Source organism: Actinoallomurus vinaceus, from assembly GCF_039542055.1.
Taxonomy (GTDB): domain Bacteria; phylum Actinomycetota; class Actinomycetes; order Streptosporangiales; family Streptosporangiaceae; genus Actinoallomurus; species Actinoallomurus vinaceus.
Map to the genome: position 1 here is coordinate 100,613 of NZ_BAABHK010000009.1, position 18,391 is coordinate 119,003.

16 protein-coding genes are annotated in these 18,391 nt (G+C 71.2%); 10 read left to right on the top strand and 6 right to left on the bottom strand.

Going from position 1 to position 18,391, the window contains the following annotated elements; genetic code table 11:
* Positions 1-8: 8 nt before the first annotated feature.
* A complete protein-coding gene (locus tag ABEA24_RS29360) occupies positions 9-830 on the bottom strand; it encodes a phosphatase PAP2 family protein (protein WP_345434395.1) in 822 nt (273 codons plus the stop codon).
* A gap of 190 nt (positions 831-1,020) precedes the next feature.
* On the opposite strand from ABEA24_RS29360, the gene ABEA24_RS29365 reads away from it, so the two are divergent.
* The 3 genes from ABEA24_RS29365 (at position 1,021) to ABEA24_RS29375 (ending at position 5,115) form a co-directional block, all read left to right on the top strand.
* Positions 1,021-1,716 (top strand): response regulator transcription factor, encoded by a 696-nt coding sequence (locus ABEA24_RS29365; protein WP_345434396.1) that lies wholly within the window; start codon positions 1,021-1,023, stop codon positions 1,714-1,716.
* On the top strand, positions 1,716-3,194 hold the full coding sequence (locus ABEA24_RS29370; RefSeq protein WP_345434397.1) for a sensor histidine kinase: 1,479 nt from the start codon (positions 1,716-1,718) through the stop codon (positions 3,192-3,194). The genes ABEA24_RS29365 and ABEA24_RS29370 overlap by 1 nt, the downstream gene beginning before the upstream one ends.
* A gap of 379 nt (positions 3,195-3,573) precedes the next feature.
* Positions 3,574-5,115, top strand: coding sequence for a S1C family serine protease (locus ABEA24_RS29375; protein WP_345434398.1), 1,542 nt, complete (start codon positions 3,574-3,576; stop codon positions 5,113-5,115).
* Between the two features lie 846 nt (positions 5,116-5,961).
* Here ABEA24_RS29375 and ABEA24_RS29380 read toward each other — a convergent pair.
* Entirely contained in the window at positions 5,962-7,416 is a 1,455-nt protein-coding gene (locus tag ABEA24_RS29380) for an efflux RND transporter periplasmic adaptor subunit (protein ID WP_345434399.1), read from the bottom strand.
* 190 nt (positions 7,417-7,606) lie between these two features.
* Between ABEA24_RS29380 and ABEA24_RS29385 the strand changes: the two genes are divergently transcribed.
* From ABEA24_RS29385 to ABEA24_RS29400, 4 genes are read left to right on the top strand one after another with little or no spacing between them, the layout of a single operon-like run.
* Positions 7,607-8,809 (top strand): efflux RND transporter periplasmic adaptor subunit, encoded by a 1,203-nt coding sequence (locus ABEA24_RS29385; RefSeq protein ID WP_345434400.1) that lies wholly within the window; start codon positions 7,607-7,609, stop codon positions 8,807-8,809.
* A complete protein-coding gene (locus ABEA24_RS29390) occupies positions 8,806-9,540 on the top strand; it encodes an ABC transporter ATP-binding protein (RefSeq protein ID WP_345434401.1) in 735 nt (244 codons plus the stop codon). Before ABEA24_RS29385 ends, ABEA24_RS29390 begins: the two co-directional genes overlap by 4 nt.
* Positions 9,537-10,823: an ABC transporter permease gene (locus ABEA24_RS29395; protein WP_345434402.1), complete on the top strand. Its 1,287-nt coding sequence runs from the start codon at positions 9,537-9,539 to the stop codon at positions 10,821-10,823. Before ABEA24_RS29390 ends, ABEA24_RS29395 begins: the two co-directional genes overlap by 4 nt.
* 16 nt (positions 10,824-10,839) lie before the next feature.
* Entirely contained in the window at positions 10,840-11,502 is a 663-nt protein-coding gene (locus tag ABEA24_RS29400) for a hypothetical protein (protein WP_345434403.1), read from the top strand.
* Between the two features lie 211 nt (positions 11,503-11,713).
* Here ABEA24_RS29400 and ABEA24_RS29405 read toward each other — a convergent pair whose 3' ends face one another.
* On the bottom strand, positions 11,714-12,259 hold the full coding sequence (locus tag ABEA24_RS29405; protein ID WP_345434404.1) for a hypothetical protein: 546 nt from the start codon (positions 12,257-12,259) through the stop codon (positions 11,714-11,716).
* A 116-nt stretch (positions 12,260-12,375) separates the two neighbouring features.
* Here ABEA24_RS29405 and ABEA24_RS29410 point away from each other — a divergent pair, with 116 nt between their 5' ends.
* Positions 12,376-13,164, top strand: coding sequence for an MBL fold metallo-hydrolase (locus ABEA24_RS29410; RefSeq protein ID WP_345434405.1), 789 nt, complete (start codon positions 12,376-12,378; stop codon positions 13,162-13,164).
* A gap of 41 nt (positions 13,165-13,205) precedes the next feature.
* A complete protein-coding gene (locus tag ABEA24_RS29415) occupies positions 13,206-13,904 on the top strand; it encodes a class I SAM-dependent methyltransferase (protein WP_345434406.1) in 699 nt (232 codons plus the stop codon).
* Between the two features lie 190 nt (positions 13,905-14,094).
* On the opposite strand, the gene ABEA24_RS29420 is transcribed toward ABEA24_RS29415, so the two are convergent.
* A complete protein-coding gene (locus tag ABEA24_RS29420) occupies positions 14,095-15,651 on the bottom strand; it encodes a hypothetical protein (protein ID WP_345434407.1) in 1,557 nt (518 codons plus the stop codon).
* Between the two features lie 377 nt (positions 15,652-16,028).
* Between ABEA24_RS29420 and ABEA24_RS29425 the strand changes: the two genes are divergently transcribed.
* Positions 16,029-17,060 (top strand): hypothetical protein, encoded by a 1,032-nt coding sequence (locus tag ABEA24_RS29425; RefSeq protein WP_345434408.1) that lies wholly within the window; start codon positions 16,029-16,031, stop codon positions 17,058-17,060.
* A gap of 85 nt (positions 17,061-17,145) precedes the next feature.
* Here ABEA24_RS29425 and ABEA24_RS29430 read toward each other — a convergent pair whose 3' ends face one another.
* Positions 17,146-17,523 (bottom strand): hypothetical protein, encoded by a 378-nt coding sequence (locus ABEA24_RS29430; protein ID WP_345434409.1) that lies wholly within the window; start codon positions 17,521-17,523, stop codon positions 17,146-17,148.
* Between the two features lie 166 nt (positions 17,524-17,689).
* On the bottom strand, positions 17,690-18,100 hold the full coding sequence (locus ABEA24_RS29435) for a hypothetical protein (protein ID WP_345434410.1): 411 nt from the start codon (positions 18,098-18,100) through the stop codon (positions 17,690-17,692).
* Positions 18,101-18,391 lie beyond the last annotated feature (291 nt).

The window sequence follows — 18,391 nt, forward strand, 5'->3', positions numbered from 1 at the left end:
CGGCCGCGTCAGGTGAGGGACCGGGTGACCGCGTCCGGCGGATACTCCGGGATCGCGGCCGACGACGTGCGGTCGCGGAGCCGCTCCACCCGGCCGGCGATCCCGGCTCCGATGACGATCACGGCCAGCCCGGCGACGGCGTCGACGACGTAGTGGTTGGCCGTCCCGATCACGACGGCGACCATGAAGATCGGGTAGGCGACCGCGACGACCTGGAGCCATCGGCGGACGGTGTTGCGGGCGATCTGCCAGCCGCACCAGGCTGCCCAGCCCACGTGGAGCGAGGGCATCGCGGCGAACTCGTTCGTCATCCCGCCCAGGCCCTTCGGCGCGCTGGCGTTCCCGGACCACCAGCCCCATTCCTGGTACTTCGCGAGCGTGTCGACGAAGCCGGGCAGCATCCGCGGCGGGGCCGTCGGGAACAGCGAGAACCCCACGAGCCCGAGCAGGGTGGCGACGACGAGGGTCGTACGGGCCCGCGCGTACTGCCACGGGCGCCTCTTCCAGAGCCAGACGAGCACGATCGGCGTGACGAGGTAGTGCAGGGTCGCGTAGGCGTACGACATCAGGACGCCGAGGACCGGCCAGGCGGAGACGGCGTGGTTGACGGTGCGCTCGTGGGCGATGCGCAGTGCCTGCTCGATGCCCAGTACGTGATGCGCGTCAGCGAACGCCTGCCCGTGGCCGGCGGCCACCAGCATGCGCACTCCGTCGTACATCAGGTACACGGCGACGAGCAGGAGCACCTCCCGCCACCAGCGGGAACGGGTTCGGAGGGAGGCGGCCGGAAGCGGCGGTGGCCCCGTGTACACCCGGGGAACTTTCGTCACCAATGCGGGGCCCCCTCCGCAGTCGCGCCTCTGGTCGAGGTCGTCGGTACCCTCCTGAAACAGTGTTATGTGTAACGTACATCTACCTACTTCATTCCCCGGCAGGGCCCCAGGGGTCCCGGGGCGTCCCCCGAGGAGGCTCTCAGGGCCCCTTCAGGTAGTCCTCAACTCCGCAGGTCACTATGGAGGGGTGAGCGAAGCGCGTCTCCTCGTCGTCGAAGACGAACCCAACATCCTCGAGCTGCTGTCCGGCAGTCTGCGGTACGCGGGCTTCGAGGTGGCGACGGCGACCGGCGGCACCGAGGCCGTCCAGGTCGCCCTGCAGCGCCGGCCGGACCTGATCGTGCTGGACGTCATGCTGCCCGACATGGACGGCTTCGACGTGATCCGGCGGCTGCGCGGCGGCGGGGCGCACATTCCCGTGCTGTTCCTGACCGCGCGGGACGCCACCCAGGACAAGATCCGCGGGCTGACGCTGGGCGGGGACGACTACGTCACCAAGCCGTTCAGCCTGGAAGAGGTCATCGCGCGCATCCGCGCCGTGCTGCGCCGTGCCCAGGGCGGCCCGGCCGAGCCCCCGCCCCGGCTGAGCTTCGCCGACCTCGAACTCGACGAGGAGAGCCACGAGGTGTGGCGGGCGGGCAAGCCCATCCAGCTGTCGCCCACCGAGTTCAAGCTGCTGCGCTACTTCATGACCAACGCCAATCGCGTGCTGTCCAAAGCGCAGATCCTCGACCACGTCTGGGACTACGACTTCCGCGGCGACACGGGCATCGTCGAGTCCTACGTCTCGGTGCTGCGCCGCAAGCTCGACAAGCTCGGCCCGCGCCTCATCCATACGCTGCGCGGCGTCGGTTACGTGCTGCGCCTGCCGCCGGAGCGCTGATGGCCGCCTGGGTACGGCGCCTGTCCGCCCGGACCCCCCTGCGGACCAAACTCATCGCCGCCGTTCTGACGCTGGTCGCCCTGGCCCTGATCGTGGTCGGCGTGGCCAGTGTCTCGGTGATGCGCTCCTACCTGCTGAGCCGCACCGACGAACAGCTCGGCGACATGACCAAGCGGGCGGTCAACGCGCTCCGATCGCCCGACAAGCCTCTGCCCGGCCAAGGCGGCCAGTACGTCGTACAGCTACGCGACGCCCAGGGCAAGATCCTCAAGTACAGCGTCGCGGTGACGCCCTGGGGGGTCATCAAGCCGAACCCGGATATCCCGGACGACCCGGCGTGGCTGACCGAGCACAGTCATCGGTCGGTCAGCGTCGGGGCGGCCACCGGAGACGGACGCTGGCGGGTGCACGTCGTTCAGGTCGGCGACGGCTACGTCGTGGTGGGCAGCGATCTCACCGAGTTCGGGCACACGGTGGGCAAACTCGTCGGGGTCGAACTGATCGTCGGCAGTGTCGCCCTCGTCCTCGTCGCCGGCCTGGGGATCGCCATCGTCGGCGCCAGCCTGCGTTCCCTCCAGCAGATCGAGCACACGGCGGCCGCCATCGCGACCGGCGACCTGTCGCGTCGCGTGCCCGACGCCGACCCGCGTACGGAGGTCGGCCGCCTGGGCGACGCGCTCAACGGCATGCTCGCCCAGATCGAGTCGGCCTTCCACGCGCAGGCGCGGTCCGAGGCCACCGCACGCGAGTCCGAGGAGCGGATGCGCCGCTTCGTCGCCGACGCCAGCCACGAGCTGCGCACCCCGCTCAGCGTGATCAGGGGATTCGCCGAGTACTACCGTCAGCGCGACGACGTCGACCGCGCCGAACTGGACAAGCTCATCGGACGGGTCGAGGACGAGGCGGTACGGATGGGCGCGCTCGTCGACGACCTGCTGATGCTGGCCCGCCTCGACCAGCAGCGCCCCCTCGACATGCGTCCCGTCGACCTGCTCGCGCTGGCCGCCGACGCCGTCCACGACGCGCGCGTCCTGGACGGCGACCGCGAGATCACGCTCTCGGTGCGCAGCGGTTCGGCGTTCATCGTCACCGGCGATGAGCTGCGTCTGCGGCAGGTCATCCGGAACCTCCTGAGCAACGCGCTGCAGCACACCCCGACCGGCACACCGATCGAGGTGACCGTGCGCTCCGGCCGGCTCGGCGACGCTCCCGCGGCGGTGCTCGAGGTCGCCGACCAGGGGCCGGGCATGCCGCCCGAGGCGGCGGAGCGCGTGTTCGAACGGTTCTACCGCGCGGATCCCGCCCGGGGCCGGGGCGGCACCGGCCTGGGGCTGGCGATCGTCGCCGGACTGGTCCACGCGCACGGTGGCGTCGTGGAGGTGGAGACGGCTCCTGGCAGCGGCGCCACCTTCCTGGTCACCCTTCCGCTGGACCCGGACGCGATCGACGCGGACCCGGCCGAGGCGGTCCGCGCGTAACGGGCGGGACCTCCGCGCCCCAGCCGAGGCCGCAGGCATCTGCGGGCCGCCGACAACGCGAGGCCGCCGCGATGCGGGGCCGCTGGGCGATGCGAGGTCGTCGCGATGGGGGCCGCCGGCATATGTGAGAACGTCGCCGCCTGCGATGACGACGCGGCGCGGCGCCGAGTGCGCCCGGGCCTCCCGGGCCCCCGGCCTTCGGCTCTTATCAGGGCCTTATTGGGAGAACTTTCAGGGTCGTCTCAGGAGCGCTCAAGCCCGGGCGGTCATCCTCAAAGTGTCAGACAAAGTACGGACTTTGGGGGACGAAGCAATGGAAACCCACGACCGGCCCGCGGGCGAGCGTCCCGAGGAATCGCAGGCCGGGACGACACCATCCGTGGAGTCACGGACGGGTTCCTCGTCCACATCCGAAGCACAGCCCGACGACGTCCGCTCCTGGCCACCGGCCGAGCAGCCGCCGTACGGGGAGGAATCCGGACCGGGGATCCCGGCATCGCCGGCGAACGAGACACAGGGCGGGCCGCCGTCGTACGGCCCGCGGGGAACGCAGCCAGGACCGCAGACGCGCGACGACCAGTCGTACGGAGCGCCACAGGAGGCCGCGTACGGGCCTCAGGGAACACAGCCTGGACCACAGACGCACGACGGCCGCGACGACCAGCCGTACGGGGCGCCGCAGGAGGCGGCGGCGTACGGGGCCCCGGGGGAGCGGCCGTCCCCGGGCGCGTACGGCTCCGGCGGTGAGACACCGCCCTACGGGGGCCAGCACGCGTACCACCAGCAAGGGGAGGCCAAGCCGTCCGGCTGGTGGACGGCGCGGCGGAGGGCTGCGGCCGGTGGCGTCGCGCTCGCCCTGGTGCTCACCGGGGGAATCGCCGGTGGCGCCGTCGCGGCGCTGATCGGCAATGGCCGCACCGTGTTCGCGAGCCCGACCGCCGTCCAGCCGGCTTCCAACAAGAGCGCCACCGGGATCGCGGCGATCGCCCAGGCGGTGCAGCCGAGCGTCGTGTCCATCACGGTGACCACCGAGACCGGCCAGGGCGAGGGATCCGGGGTCATCCTGCGCTCCGACGGCGTGATCCTCACCAACAACCACGTCGTGGCCGACGCCTCCGCAGGCGGCCAGATCTCGGTGAACTTCAGCGATGGCAAGAAGGCGTCGGCCACCGTGCTCGGCACGGACCCGGCGACGGACCTCGCGGTGATCAAGGCGGCCGGCGTGTCCGGGCTCAAGCCCGCGACGCTCGGCAACAGCGATCAGCTACAGGTCGGCGATTCGGTGGTGGCGATCGGCAGCCCGCTCGGCCTGGAGGGGTCGGTGACCTCCGGCATCGTCAGCGCGCTGCACCGCACCCTCAACGAGGGCGACAGCGAACAGCAGCAGCCTCCCGGGTTCGGGGGCCGGCAGCAGGGCCAGTCGAACAGCTCGTCGGCGACGATCGGCGACGCGATCCAGACCGACGCGGCGATCAACCCGGGCAACTCCGGCGGTCCGCTGGTGAACGCCTCGGGCCAGGTCATCGGCATCAACACGGCGATCGCCACCTCGGGCGGCAGCAACGGCAACATCGGCGTCGGGTTCGCGATCCCGATCGACACCGCCCGGCAGGTCGCCGACCAGCTCATCAAGTCGGGTAAGGCAACGCACGCCTACCTCGGCGTCTCGCTGTCCGACGCGGCCGGCGACCAGCAGGGCGCCCTGATCGCGGGCGTGCAGAAGGGGACGCCGGCGGCATCGGCAGGCCTTCAGCAGGGCGACGTCGTCACCCAGGCCGACGGCAAGGCCATTACCGACGCGCAGACCCTGTCCGCGGCGATCCGCGGACACCAGCCCGGCGACAAGATCTCGCTGACCTACGTCCGGAACGGCAGCAAGCACACGGTCAGCGTGACCCTCGCGTCCAACTCGGGCAGCTGACCCGAACGACGCGCCGGGCGGGGAACCGCCCGGACGGCCCGGCGGAGAGCGTCCCACGCAGGGACCGCCTTCGCCGGGCCGCGTGCGTCCGCACGCGGTTCCACGCGGATGAGATCGAGCGCGGTCCGTCCGGCCCCGGCGAGGTCGTCTCGACCGTCCGTGCGGAGGCGCGGCGGCTCGGTCGAGGGTGGAGACGAGTGCGACGACCGCGCCGGGTGGGTCGGCCCCGGCCGGACCGGCGGAGAGCGTCCCAGGCAGGGACCGCCTTCGCCGGGCCGCGCGCGTTCGCACGCGGTTTCACGCGGATGAGATCGCGAGCGGTCTGTCCGGACCCGGCCAGGCGGGCGCCCGCCACGACCCGGCCCCCCCGCAGGCCGGCTCGATGAGCAACCGCCGACGGGGCCTACACGGAGACTGCTCCGACGGCCGCCGGCCCCTAAAAAGCCGTCCGCCGTGGTGGCGGACGTTGTGAACCGTGCGCAGGCCGGGGCGTCGATCACTCGCGGACGCGGCGGACGTTGTGAACTGGGCGCGCGCCGGAGTCTCGATCACTCGCGGACGCGGCAGACACCCGGCGACAGCCGTCGCGGTGAACTCTCGGTGTCCCGTGATCTCTGGCACGGCCCCGACGAGGTCGTCCTGCCCCTCCGCGACATCGTCGGCCGGGTGCCCGGCCCGGACGCCGGCGCACACTGACGTGCCGGCGCCGGCGACAGGGCCGGGCCGATCCCGTGCCGGCGCGGGTGGGGACGGCCGGCCCGGTGCTCCGTCCATCGGTCACCGGCGATCGATCTCGTCGGTGCCGAAGCCCGGCGGATCGGAGCACGCGGGCCGGGCGGGAGGCCGTCAGGCGCCGGGGAAGGCGCCGTCCGGAAAACCGTCCGGGCCGGTGCCGGCCGGTATCACCACGTGGTCGCCGGGGGACAGGCCGCCGGTGACCACGACGTACCGGTCGCTCCGCACCCCGAGCCGTACGGCCCGGGTGATGGTGCGTCCGTCGTGCCGTACGAGCACGGTGGCCGTGCCGTCGGGCTCGGCTCGGATCGCGCCGGCGGGAACGTACAGCACGCTCTGGGCCTGCGCGGTGACGACGTCGACGGTCGCGCTCATGCCGACCAGCACGCCGGCCGGCGGGTCGTCGAGGGAGACGTTCACGCCGACCCGCGCCAGGTTGCCACTGGTGGTGGCCGCCGGATCGATGCCGGTGACGGTGCCGGAGTACCGTCCGTTCGTCGACATGCCGAGCCCGATCGTCGCCCGCTGGCCGAGCTTGAGCCGTTCGACGTCACCGAGCGAGAACAGGGCCCGCACCTGGAGGTCGCGCAGGTCGCCCAGCGTGATGAAGCCGCTGGCGCTCGCGCCGACCTGGGCGCCTGCCGTTCCGGTGATCGACAGCACGGTGCCGGCCATGGGGGCCTTGAGAGTGGTCGCGGACAGTGTGCGCTCGGCCTGTCGTACGTCCACCTCGGCCTGGGTGACCTTCGCGGCGGCCTGTTCGGCCGCGCCCGCCTGGCAGCCGCCTCCCTTGCCGGCACCGCCGCCGGGACGACCACCGCCCGAGCCGGACTTGCCGCCGTGTGCGCCATGGCCGCCGGGCTTCGGGTGACCGCTCGGTTTGGGGTGACCGCTCGGCTTGGGATGGCCACTGGGCCGGGGATGCCCGGTCGGCTTGGGACTCCCGGTCGGCCGCGGGGTGTGGGTGGGCGTTGGGGTCGGGGTGGGCGTCGGCGAGGTCGGCGTCGGAGTCGGCGTGGGCGTCGGGGTCGGCGAGGCGCTGGTGGGCGGCGCGGAGGGCGTCCGCGTCGGGCGAGGACGCCGGTAGCCGGCCGTCTGCACCGTCGCTCCGCCGGCGCTCCCGGTTCCGCCGGCCGTGGAGGTGCTCCCGGACCCGCTCTTGCCCCCGCTTCCCGCGCTGCCGGAGCCCGTGCACACGCCGTTCAGCGCGTCGGCGTAGGTGCTCTGCGCCGCCGCGAGCGCGGCGTCGGCGACCTCCACCTGCTCCCGGGCCGGGGTGTCGTCGAGACGGGCGAGGACCTGGCCGGCCCGTACGCGGGCGCCCGGCGCGACGTCGATCTCCTGCACCGTTCCCGAGGTGCCGAAGACGAGATCGCGGGTGTCCGCGCTCCGCACGCTCCCCGCGGCGCCCGCCGTCGCCGTCACGTTCCCGCGCTGCACCACGGCGTACGCCGCGCCGCTCGCGGGGGTGTCGCCGACGGCCACCACCCCGGTCGTCAGCATGACCACCGCTCCGGCGGTCAGCCACGGTGGTCTCCGAAGGTCGCGCATGGTCGGCCGGTTCACGCGTCGGATCCTGGCGGACGAAGGTCACAAGGACCCGAGCCCATCCTCAAAGTTCGCTGAAAGCGGGCTCTTCGGGCGCGGCAGCTCACTGGTCGTGGCCTCGGCGCCGGCGCGACGGCCGTACGGGCTCACAGAAAGCTTTCAGGGTCGGGTCAGGTTCACCCAAGCAGTCTCCACGACGCTGTGGCGAGTGAAATCCCTCCTCCATCGCCGGGGCGTGCTGCTCAACGGCGCGCTGGCCGTGTTGATCGTCGGCGGCGCCGGGGTCGCGTACCTCTCGCTGGACGACGACGCGGGCGCGTCGTCCCCCGGCCGGATCGTCCGGGCGAGCCGTGGCACCGTCGTCGCCTCGGTGTCGGCCTCCGGTACGGTCACGAGCGCCAAGTCCCGCGACCTGTCGTTCGCCACGAGCGGCACGGTCGACAAGATCAACGTGCAGGTGGGCGACAAGGTCGAGAAGGGCCAGGTGCTCGCCACCGTCGACGACGCGAACGCCCGCGACAACCTCAAGGCCGCGCAAGCCGCCCTGGACGCAGCCGAGGCCGGTGACACGTCGACGGCCTCGGGCTACTCGTCCTACATGCAGGCGAAGACGTCCTACAACAGCGCCAAGCGCGCCCTGGACGGGACCGAGCTCACCGCGCCGTTCAGCGGCACCGTCGTCGCGGTCAACGGAACGGCCGGCGGATCCTCCAGCGGATCGACCAGCGGGTCGAGCGGATCGTCGGGCTCCAGCGGATCCGGCGGTTCCTCGGGCGCCGGCGGCGCGGCGGGCGGCGGCTCGGGCGGCTCCTCCGGCTCCGGCGGCTCGTCCGGGTCCTCGAGCGGGTCGGGCGGCGGATTCATGACGATCGCCGACACCTCCAAGCTCGCGGTCACCGGGAACTTCACCGAGGCCGACGTCGCCAAGCTCAAGAAGGGCCAGCAGGCGACCGTGACCTTCGACGCCGTCCAGAACGCCCAGGCGGCGGGCAAGGTCACCCAGATCGACCAGACCGCGACCACGTCGAACAACGTCGTGCAGTACGGCGTGGCGGTCTCGCTCACCACCCCGCCCGCCGGGCTCCGCATCGGCGCCACCGCCACCGTCCGGGTGACCACCGCGCGGGTGGAGAACGTGCTGTACGTCCCGACCGCAGCCGTCCGGACCGCCGGCGGCCGCAGCACGGTGACCGTGCTCGAGGGCGGCAAACAGACGATCCGGCTCGTGCAGGCCGGCGTCCAGGGCGACCAGGGCACCGAGATCACGTCGGGTCTCAACGACGGCGACCAGGTCGTGATCGCGTCCACCGCGACGACGGGCACCGGCGGATTCCCGTCGGGCCGCTTCCCCGGCGTGGGCGGCGGGAGCGGAATCGGCGGCGCCCGCGGCGGCGCTGGAGGCCGAGGGTGACCGTCCTCGACGTCCAGGACGTGACCAAGGTGTACGGGGCGGGCGACACGGCGGTGCACGCGCTGCGCGGCGTCCGGCTCACCGTCGACGAGGGCGACTACGTCGCGATCATGGGGGCGTCGGGCTCGGGCAAGTCGACGCTGATGAACATCCTGGGCTGCCTCGACGTGCCCACCGGAGGCCGGTACCTCCTCGACGGGCTGGACGTCGGCGCGCTCGACGACCGGCGGCTGGCGATCCTGCGCAACCGGCGCATCGGGTTCGTGTTCCAGTCCTTCAACCTGATCCCGCGGATGAGCGCCCTGGCCAACGTCGAGCTGCCGCTCGCGTACGGCGGCGTGAAGGCCGCGGAACGGAGGCAGCGGGCCCTCGCCGCCCTGGAGCAGGTCGGCCTCGCCGACCGCGTCGGCCACGAGCCGAACGAGCTGTCCGGCGGCCAGCAGCAGCGCGTCGCCGTCGCCCGCGCGCTGGTGACGACCCCGGCGCTCCTGCTGGCCGACGAGCCCACCGGGAACCTCGACACCCACTCGACCGCCGACGTGCTGGGCGTGCTCGACCGGCTCAACGCCGACGGCCGCACCATCGTGCTGATCACCCACGAGGACGACGTCGCACGCCGCGCCAAGCGGGTGATCCGGCTGGTCGACGGGCGCATCGTCGAGGACCGGCGAACGGCGCACGTGGCCGGTCCGCCACCCGGGCCGGCGGGGACGGGGGCGGACCTCCGATGACACTGGAAGTACTCCGGTTCGCGCTGCGCGGACTGGCCGCGAACAAGCTGCGCAGCGGCCTGACCACCCTCGGCATCCTCATCGGCGTCGGAGCCGTGATCATGCTGGTGGCGGTCGGGAACGGCTCGTCCCAGCAGGTGCAGAAGAACATCGAACGGCTCGGCACGAACACCCTGACCGTCATGCCGTCCACCGCGGGCGGCCGTGGCGGTGGCGGGGGCGGCGGGGGGTTCGCCCGCCTCTTCGGCGGGGGAGCCGGCGCCGCCGGGCGGGCGCAGCAGACCGGGCCGCGCGCGCAGGCCAAGAGCCTGACCGTCGACGACGCCCGCGCCCTGGCCGACACGGCGAACGCCCCGTCGGTCAAGAGCGTCTCGCCGGTGGTCACCTCGTCGTCCGTGAACGCGACGTACGAGGGGACCGCCCACGCGATCCAGCAGTTCGTCGGCAGCTACCCGGCGTACTTCGAGGCCTCCAACGACCCGGTGGCCCGGGGAACGTACTTCACCGACGACGACGTACTGAACGGCCGCAAGGTCGTGGTCATCGGGAACACGGTGGCCGAGGACCTGTTCGGCACGGTCGACCCGGTGGGCCGGCAGGTCACCGTCAGCGGGGTGAACTTCACGGTCGTCGGGGTCCTGAAGACGAAGGGCTCGTCCGGCTTCCAGGACGCCGACGACGTCGCGATCGCGCCGCTGCCGGTCGTTCAGCAGAGCCTGACCGGCTACGGGGCGCTGAACCAGATCGTCGTCCAGGCCAAGACGCCCAAGGCGGTGGACACCGCGCAGGCCGAGGTCACCGACATCCTGAACCAGCGGCACGACATCTCCGGTTCCAACACCGCCGACTTCCAGATCCTGAACCAGGCGAGCCTGCAGTCGGCGATCAGCAGCAGCAGCCGGACGTTCACCGTGCTGCTCGGCGCGGTCGCCGCCATCAGCCTGCTCGTCGGCGGCATCGGCATCACCAACATCATGCTCGTCACCGTCACCGAGCGGACCCGCGAGATCGGCATCCGCAAGGCCATCGGGGCGCCGCGCGGCGCCATCCTCGGCCAGTTCCTCGTCGAGGCGACCGTGCTGAGCCTCCTGGGTGGGCTGCTCGGGGTCGCCGCGGGCGTGATCGGCAGCCAGTTCAAGGTCGTCGGGGTCCAGCCGGTGATCGTGCCCAGCTCGATCGCGCTGGCGCTCGGCGTATCGGTCGCGATCGGCCTGTTCTTCGGCAGCTACCCGGCCAACCGGGCGGCCAAGCTCCGGCCCATCGAAGCACTCCGTCACGAATAGCGAATAGGGAATAACCATGCCTGGTACACGGCGCAAGGGCAGTGACGCACCGCTCGACGACGTGCCGCCGGAACAGCTGCTGCGCACCTCGCCGTTCGACGGAGACCTGGCCGAGGAACTCGCGGCCGCCGAGCCGCGGCAGGCCCGCCGGATCCCCTCGGCCACCGTCCTCCTCGCGGCCGGAGTCCTGCTCGTCGCCGGTTTCGTCGGTGGAGTGCAGGCGGACAAGCACTGGGGCACGAAGCAGTCGCCCACAGGGTTCGCCCAGTTCGCGCGTGGAGCCGGCCAGGGCACGGGCGGCTACCCCGGCTTCGGCGGGGGAACGGGCCAGCGCGGCGCGTTCGGCCAGGGCGGCTTCGGACAGGGAGGTACGGGCCAGGGCGGGCAGCAGAACGGCGCCGCGGCGCCCGGTGCCGCCCCCGGCGCGGGCGGCCCGGGCAGCGGTGCCGCCGCCGGCGGCGCGGGCACGACCGGCACGGTCAAGCTCGTCGACGGCGACGTCATCTACGTCCAGACGGCGAACGGGATCGTGCGCGTGAAGACGACCGGTTCCACCAAGGTCTCCGTGACCAAGAGCGCGAAGCTCACCGACCTCAAGTCCGGCGCGCCCATCGTCGTCCAGGGCACGCCCGGCCAGGACGGCAGCGTGACCGCCACCGCGGTGACCCAGAGCCGCTGAGAGGGCGACTGCGCCAAGGGCGTGTCTGACAGATCCCGTTCGTAGCGGGCGCCGCGCGGCCGGACAGCGGTTTTGTCAGGCACGTCCCTCGGGGGTGTCCGGTGGGTCTTGTTCGTAGCGAGCGGACGCCGCGCAGCCGGACGAAGATCCACCGGACACCCCCAGCCCGGGCGGACCGGGGGCTTGGCGCAGTCGCCGCCCGCCGCCCGGTTCAGTTCGCCGACGGCCGTGGGGAGAAGGTCGGCAACAGCGGCTGGCAGATCTTCAACGCCTTGGCGACCTTCGGGTCGGAGGTCTTGAGCCCGCCGAGGAAGCCCATGCCCGGGGTTCGCCGCGCCCCCGGTGTACGGCCCGCGCCGGGCGAGCGCATGGCCCCGGGCGTCTGGGTCGGCAGCGTCACGCCGTGGTCGCCCAGGCAGCTGCGGAACGCCTGGATCTGCTGCATCCCCTGGCGCTGCCCCTGCGGGGCGAGCGACTGACATGCATCCCGCGCCGCCTGGGGCACCTGGCCGAAACCGCCGAACCCGCGGCCGCGCTGTCCGGCCTCACCGGACGGCCGGCCGCTGGGACGTGCCGTCGGGATGTTCACCCCGTGACTGCGCAGGCAGGCGGCGTACGCCGCGAAGCCGTTCCGGCCGGACCCGGCCGACCCGGAAGGGGCGGCCGCCGCCGTCTTGCCGCCGGAGGACCCGCAGGCGGCGCAGAGCAGCAGCGTGGCCGCCGACGCCAGTATCGCTCCGCCGTGGAGAGTTCGCATGGGGCGCGATGATGGCCGAGCTTCCTGGAGCCCGCCTTCGACCTAGCTGAGAGATTCCCTAACGCGGTCGTTATCGTGCGTTGGGTGACGTGTCCGCCTCGCCCAGGAGCCCGCTGATGCCCCATCCGCCGAAGGTGTTCGCCGGCGTCGAGGTGACCCCGCTGTGCGACGCGGTGGGCCCCATGGGTCCCGCCCTGCGCAGACCGCTCGACGAGACCTTCCTCGGGGCGACGGCCGAGCACTGGGCGGCGGTGAACGCCGCGGACTGGGTGCTGCACTTCCACTGTTACCTGCTACGGGACCCCGCGGACCGGACGATCCTGGTCGACACCGGGATCGGCGGGACGGAGGGTCCGGCGGCCGCGTGGGCGCCCGTGCCCGGCCGGCTGATGGCGGAGGTCGCGGCGGCCGGGCTCCGGCCGGAGGACGTCGACGTGGTCGTGCTGACCCACCTGCACAGCGACCACGCCGGAGGAGCCGTCGTGGACGGCGTCCCCGCCTTCCCCAACGCACGCCACCTCCTCCAGCGCGACGAGCTGGACTGGGTTCGCGGGCCGGTGCTGGAGCAGGTCGTACGCCCGTTGGGCGACTCCCTCCAGGTCGTCGACGGCCTGCTGGAGATGGCCTCGGGGATCACCGTCGTTCCCACGCCCGGTCACACGCCGGGACACCAGTCGGTCGAGGTCGGCTCGCTGGTGCTCGGCGGCGACGTCGTCCTGCACCCGGTCCAGCTGGTCGACCCGTCCATCCGCTACGCGTACGACGAGGACGCCGACCGCGCCGCGGCGACCCGCGCCGCGCTGCTGACGCGGATCCGCGAACGCTCCGGCACCCTGGGCACGGCGCACTTCGCCGAGCCGTTCACCGAACTCCGGGATCCCGCGCACCGCTCCGAGCACCCGTAAAACCGGATGACGCGGGCGGCCTCCCGGCGCAGAATCCACGGGTGGACAGGCCATGGACGCTCGACGAGACCGCGCACGCCGGCCCTGAGCACCTCGACGCCCGCTTCGTCGCCGGGTTCGACCGGAAACAGGGCCATCCCGACCCCACCGGCGATCTGGCGGTGTTCACCGCTCACGGACTCGACCGCACTTCGACCATCGCCGACCTCGGCGCCGGGACGGGACGGTTCGCGCTCGCCGCCGCGCGTACCTTCGGCCACGTCACCGCCGTCGACGTCTCACCGGCGATGGTGGAGTTCCTGAGGGACCGTGCCGCCGAGGCCGGGGTGCGCAACCTGGACTGCGTTCAGGCGGGGTTCCTGAGCTACGAGCACCGAGGGCCGCTCCTCGACGGGGTGTACACCCGTCATGCCCTGCATCAGCTGCCCGACTTCTGGAAGGCGGTCGCGCTCGACCGCGTCGCCCGGCTGCTGCGGCCGGGCGGGGTGCTCCTGCTGCGCGACCTGATCTACGACTTCGCCCCCGCGGAGGCGGACGAGGTCTTCGGCCGGTGGCTCGACGGCGCGGTCGACGATCCGGCGCGGGGATACACCCGGGAGGACTACGCCGAGCACATCCGGACCGAGCACAGTACGTTCCGCTGGCTGCTCGAGCCGATGCTCACCCGGGCCGGCTTCGAGATCGCCGGCGCCGAGTTCAGCCGCTCGGTGTACGGGGCCTACACCTGCGTCAAGCGCTGACCACGCCGGCCGTCTCGACCACCGGCGGTCGAGGTCGGCTCGCTGGTGCTCGGCCGCCACGTCGTCCTGCACCCGGTGCAACTGGTCGATCCGGCCCTCCGCTACGCACACGACGAGGACGTGGACGGCGCCGCCGCTTGCCGAGGCCGGTTCCGGAACGTCGCTTGGCGCCTTGGCGTATCGCTGATCCTCAGCCCTTGCGGATCAGACCGGTGTACCCGGCGACGAAGAGGGTGGCGAGAGCCCATCCGAGGATTTGAAACACCCAGCAGACGGCGACGATCCATTCTTCGCTCGGCTTCGTCGCCGTCAGGTCGCAGTGCTGTCGGGAGCTCGTGTTGACGAGGGGGATGGCCAGGTCGATGCCGAGGCCGATCTTGTAGACGAAGCGGCATGGCCCTGGCCGGCCGTTCTCGGTCGCCTGCGTATGGACGGCTGTCGACCAATTCGCGGCCCCGATCACGACGACCACCGCGAGTGCGAGGTTGAGCAGGAGACCGATCAGCGCCCGCCACGACTGGTAGCCGTATCCCAGGGTCAGCCTCAGCAGACGCAACCGTAGCCGGGTGCGTCGTGCCAGCCGAGGATCGGCCGACCTGTGGTCCTGCTGCGCGATCAGAACCACCCGCGCGTCGTCCTCTCGCCCCGCCGATCGATAGGCGGCGGCGAGTTGCTGGTACGGCTGGGCCGCATGCCCCTCGGTCCGGTGGCGGAGGAAGGCCAGCCATTCGTCGCGTTCCATCCCGTAGGGGATGGCCGGATAGGTCAGCCCGTCCAAAACGACCGTGCCCCCATTCCGCGCGGCGAAGAAGTCGGGTCGCAGGCTGAGCGCCTTCCCCACCGACACGAATCTGAGGTCCAGGGACAGGCCGGGACCCGCGACCCCACCCTCATCGCAGACGAGATGCCCGCCGACCCGCGCGCCGATCAGGGACACCGTCGCGTCCGGCCCGGCACGGCCGGCGCGCAGTCCGGAAAGGATGACGTCGTCATCAGTCTGAAGTCCGTCGGCGACGAGGCCGTCAATCTCGGCGTTCTTGCAGTTCAACTGGCCGCGCACCGACGCCCTTTGGAGGATGACGTCGCCTCGGGACCGTATCGACCGGAGGATGATGTTGCCGCCTACGCGGGCGCGTTCGCCGTCGAACGCCGCTGCCTGGGCGGAGTTGAACACGGCCCTCTCGCAGTCCAGGTTGCCACCGATCTCGGCGGCCAGCAGACGCACCGCTCCGTCCTTGTCTCCCCGCGCGACGAAGGGACGCCCCGATGGCGCCTGTCGGAGCAGAGCGTCCCCGCCGACCCGCATGCCATCGGCGAGCAGACCGGAGTGGCCGTCTCCGATGATCGTGGCCCCGGCCAGGTTGAGCTGGCCTTCGATCGTCGAGCCGATCAGCCGGAATGCCCCCTCGCAGTGGACGTCCTGAGCGTTGATCCCTTTCTGGACCTGAACACCGTCCGCTCTCAGGTCGCGGATGCGGGAGCCCTGGAGGATGAGACGGATGAGCTGGGCCCCCTGCAGGCAAAGCGAGCCGGTCAGTTCGCAGCGGATCAGATGAAGCCCGACCGGCAGGGTCACGTCGACCAGATCGAGATCGCCGGTTAGGCGCGCGCCGGTGATCTCTATCCCGCGAGGATCGATCTTGTTCTTATCGAGTTCCAGGAGCAGCTCACGGAGGATCGAATTACGGATTGTCCGCTTTTCGGCCGGAAGACTGTCCGAAAAGTGGATGACCTCACGTGTAGCCATACGTGCGCGCAGTTCGGCTTCAGCTACGCTATCGTTACTCACGGTGACGCAGTTTATCCATGTGAATGGGGAGAAGTCGGCCTTTTGGGGTGGGGAGGAGTTGACTCATCACCTTCGGGTGACGGCAGGGTGCGTGCCCGGAGCGATTGGCAGGGGCATCGATGGTCAATGTGCCGTACCGTCCTGATTGGCCGGGCGTGGGGGGCCATAGTGGGGCGACATGGGACTATAACCGTCTCATCGCTGGAGCCGGAGAGTTGGCAGGCCTCGTCGCCCACCTTCGGTCGTCGGATCCGGGGGCTCTCGCTTCGGTTCAAGCCGCTTCTTTCGCCTTCGACCGTCCCGATGTGAGAAATCGCGCATTCGGCGATTGGTGTATGGCATCCGCCCTCTGGATCGCATACCGACAGTCTCTAGAACATGCTTCCGCGGTCTTTATGGCGGTGGCGGGAAACCTGGCGACTGCGGCGGGCCGTCTTGAGGAGAACGCCGCGAACTATCGTGATCACGAGCGAGTGATCGAGGCGGCGATCGCCGAACTCGGCCGGGACTTCGCCCAGGGATGGGGCGGCCGCGAGATGCATGAGTGGCAAAAGGTGACAAGTACGGAAAGGTGGGTGCCTCGGTCTGGCGATCCGGCGGAGAGTACCATTCCGGACCTCCCACTGCCCGGCTCGGATGTCGCGCTGCCGTCTCGACATATGCGAGGAATTCTCACCTCATCCGTCGCGCTGCCCGGCAGCGAGCCCCCATTCCTCCACGTCGAAGAGATCGCAGAGCGCCTGCGCGTACTGCAGCGGACCCCGGCATGGGCCGAGCATTATTCGCTCAGCATGATGTCGCGCGGTATGGCCGATCACCTCGATTCGCTGGGTTTGGAGATCTACCGGGTAGCGGTCGAGCTGAGCAGATCATGGAGCGGCACCGCCGCGGCGGCGGCACAGACGGCTTTGTGGCGAATCGAGGGCACCGTGCGGAGCCTAGGGGGTTTCGCCCGCTCGCTCTCGACCACCGCTGAGGAATCAGGGAAGGCGATCGAGGAGATCGTTGCGCCGATCCAGCTGAAAGGTCTCCTCAAGCTGTTCCCCAGCGGCCGCGCCAACGCCGTGACGGACGCCTTCGACCGACTGAACGAGCGGTACCGCCAGGTCGACCATCGGCGTCCTCGGACGCTGGCGTACGACCTGCCCTTCGGCGGACTTCCCGTTCGGCTTCTGGGCGGATCTCCTCCGGTCTCCCCGCGCCGACCGACGCCTGAGACGTCGAGGCCGGCGTCCCCGCCGTTCGCCGACGGGCAGACCACACTTACACCGCCGGTGATCGGCGGATCGCTCCAGGGCCCGGGGACCGAGAACTGGCGTTCGGATCCGTGGTTTGACGACGGGGCGGTTCCAGGCGTCATCGGCTAGCCAGGCCGACTTGGCGACGGCCACTCGTTGACGCGGGTGCGGCCTTGCTCTGTGCGCGGCGAGCGTGTCCCGGTGGACGTTCCGGTCAGAACGTGATGTCGCCGTGGATGTCGCGGGTACCGACGACGTTGCGGCGGGCGTCGTCGACGGTGGTTTCGCCGAAGGCGTCGTCGTCGACCAGCGTGCGCTCGGCCCGGGCCACCCAGTGGCGGACCTGAACCGCTCCCTGCGGGTCGCGGGCCGAGTCGGCGATCAGGGCCTCGGCCAGGGCCCTGATCGAGTCGGCGTCGCCGGGGCGCTCCCCGAGGCGCTTGGCGGCCTCGACGGACGTGCTGCGGCGGCCGAACGCGCGTCGTACGACCGAGGTCAGGTTGTCCCAGAGCTGCTCACCGACCTTGCCGGTCGTCCCGTCGAAGATCTTCGACAGGAGAGTGACGAGCGCCGATACCGATAGCGGATCCACTGCGCACCCTCCGACGCTGATGAGACGCTCCTGACAGGTTAAACCGCCGAAGTGGGCGATGTGCGGATTCCGGTCCCCGTCACCGGTGGACGTGGTGCCGGCGCCGTGGGCTGCTCCGGACGCACGTGGCGTGCGTCCGGGGCAGCCCCCCTGGTCGGGTCGAGAATCAGCGGTAGGCGCGGATGTTGAGGCCGTCCAGGTGCCTCACGAACCGCCACGCGCCGTCGCGCCAGTAGTACAGCCGGTGTCCGCTGAGGCGGTAAAGCCGACCGTGGTCGACGAAGTACCGGATGCCGTCGTGCTTCCAGTGGCGGTGACCGTACCAGCGGCGACCCCCGAGATCGCCGTGGTGCCGGTCGTCGCCGCGGTAGCGGTCGCCGGATCGGTCATCGTCGTGTCGGCCACCGGCCCTGTAGCCGTGCTCGACCGTGACCGTCGATCGGGACACGACCGTGGTGGGGTGCGTGTCCTTGATCGGTGCCGCCGACGCGGTGCCGCTGATCGCGAACACGGCGGCGCCCGTGGCGGCGAGAGCGGCGGCCGCGGTGGCGACGCGCCGTCCGAAGGCGTGATTCATGATCATTCCTCCTATGTCGACCCGAAGCCCTCTTGTGGTGGGCCCGGGGCTCGTGTCCCGGGGTGGCGGGACGAAAAGCGACAGTAGGCGACATCTAGTTTAAATTTCAAAATCTTGATAGGTGAGCTATCCCACATCGGATACGGCTCTGACCTGGGAATACTCGTCGTTCTCGACGGTCTGGGCCATCCCAATAGCTGCGAGCGGGATGCGTCCGCGACCGGCGCAGGGTGTGTGAGGGGCGGGGGTCAGGGACATCGGTTGCAGAGGCGGTAATGCACGAGACTTTGC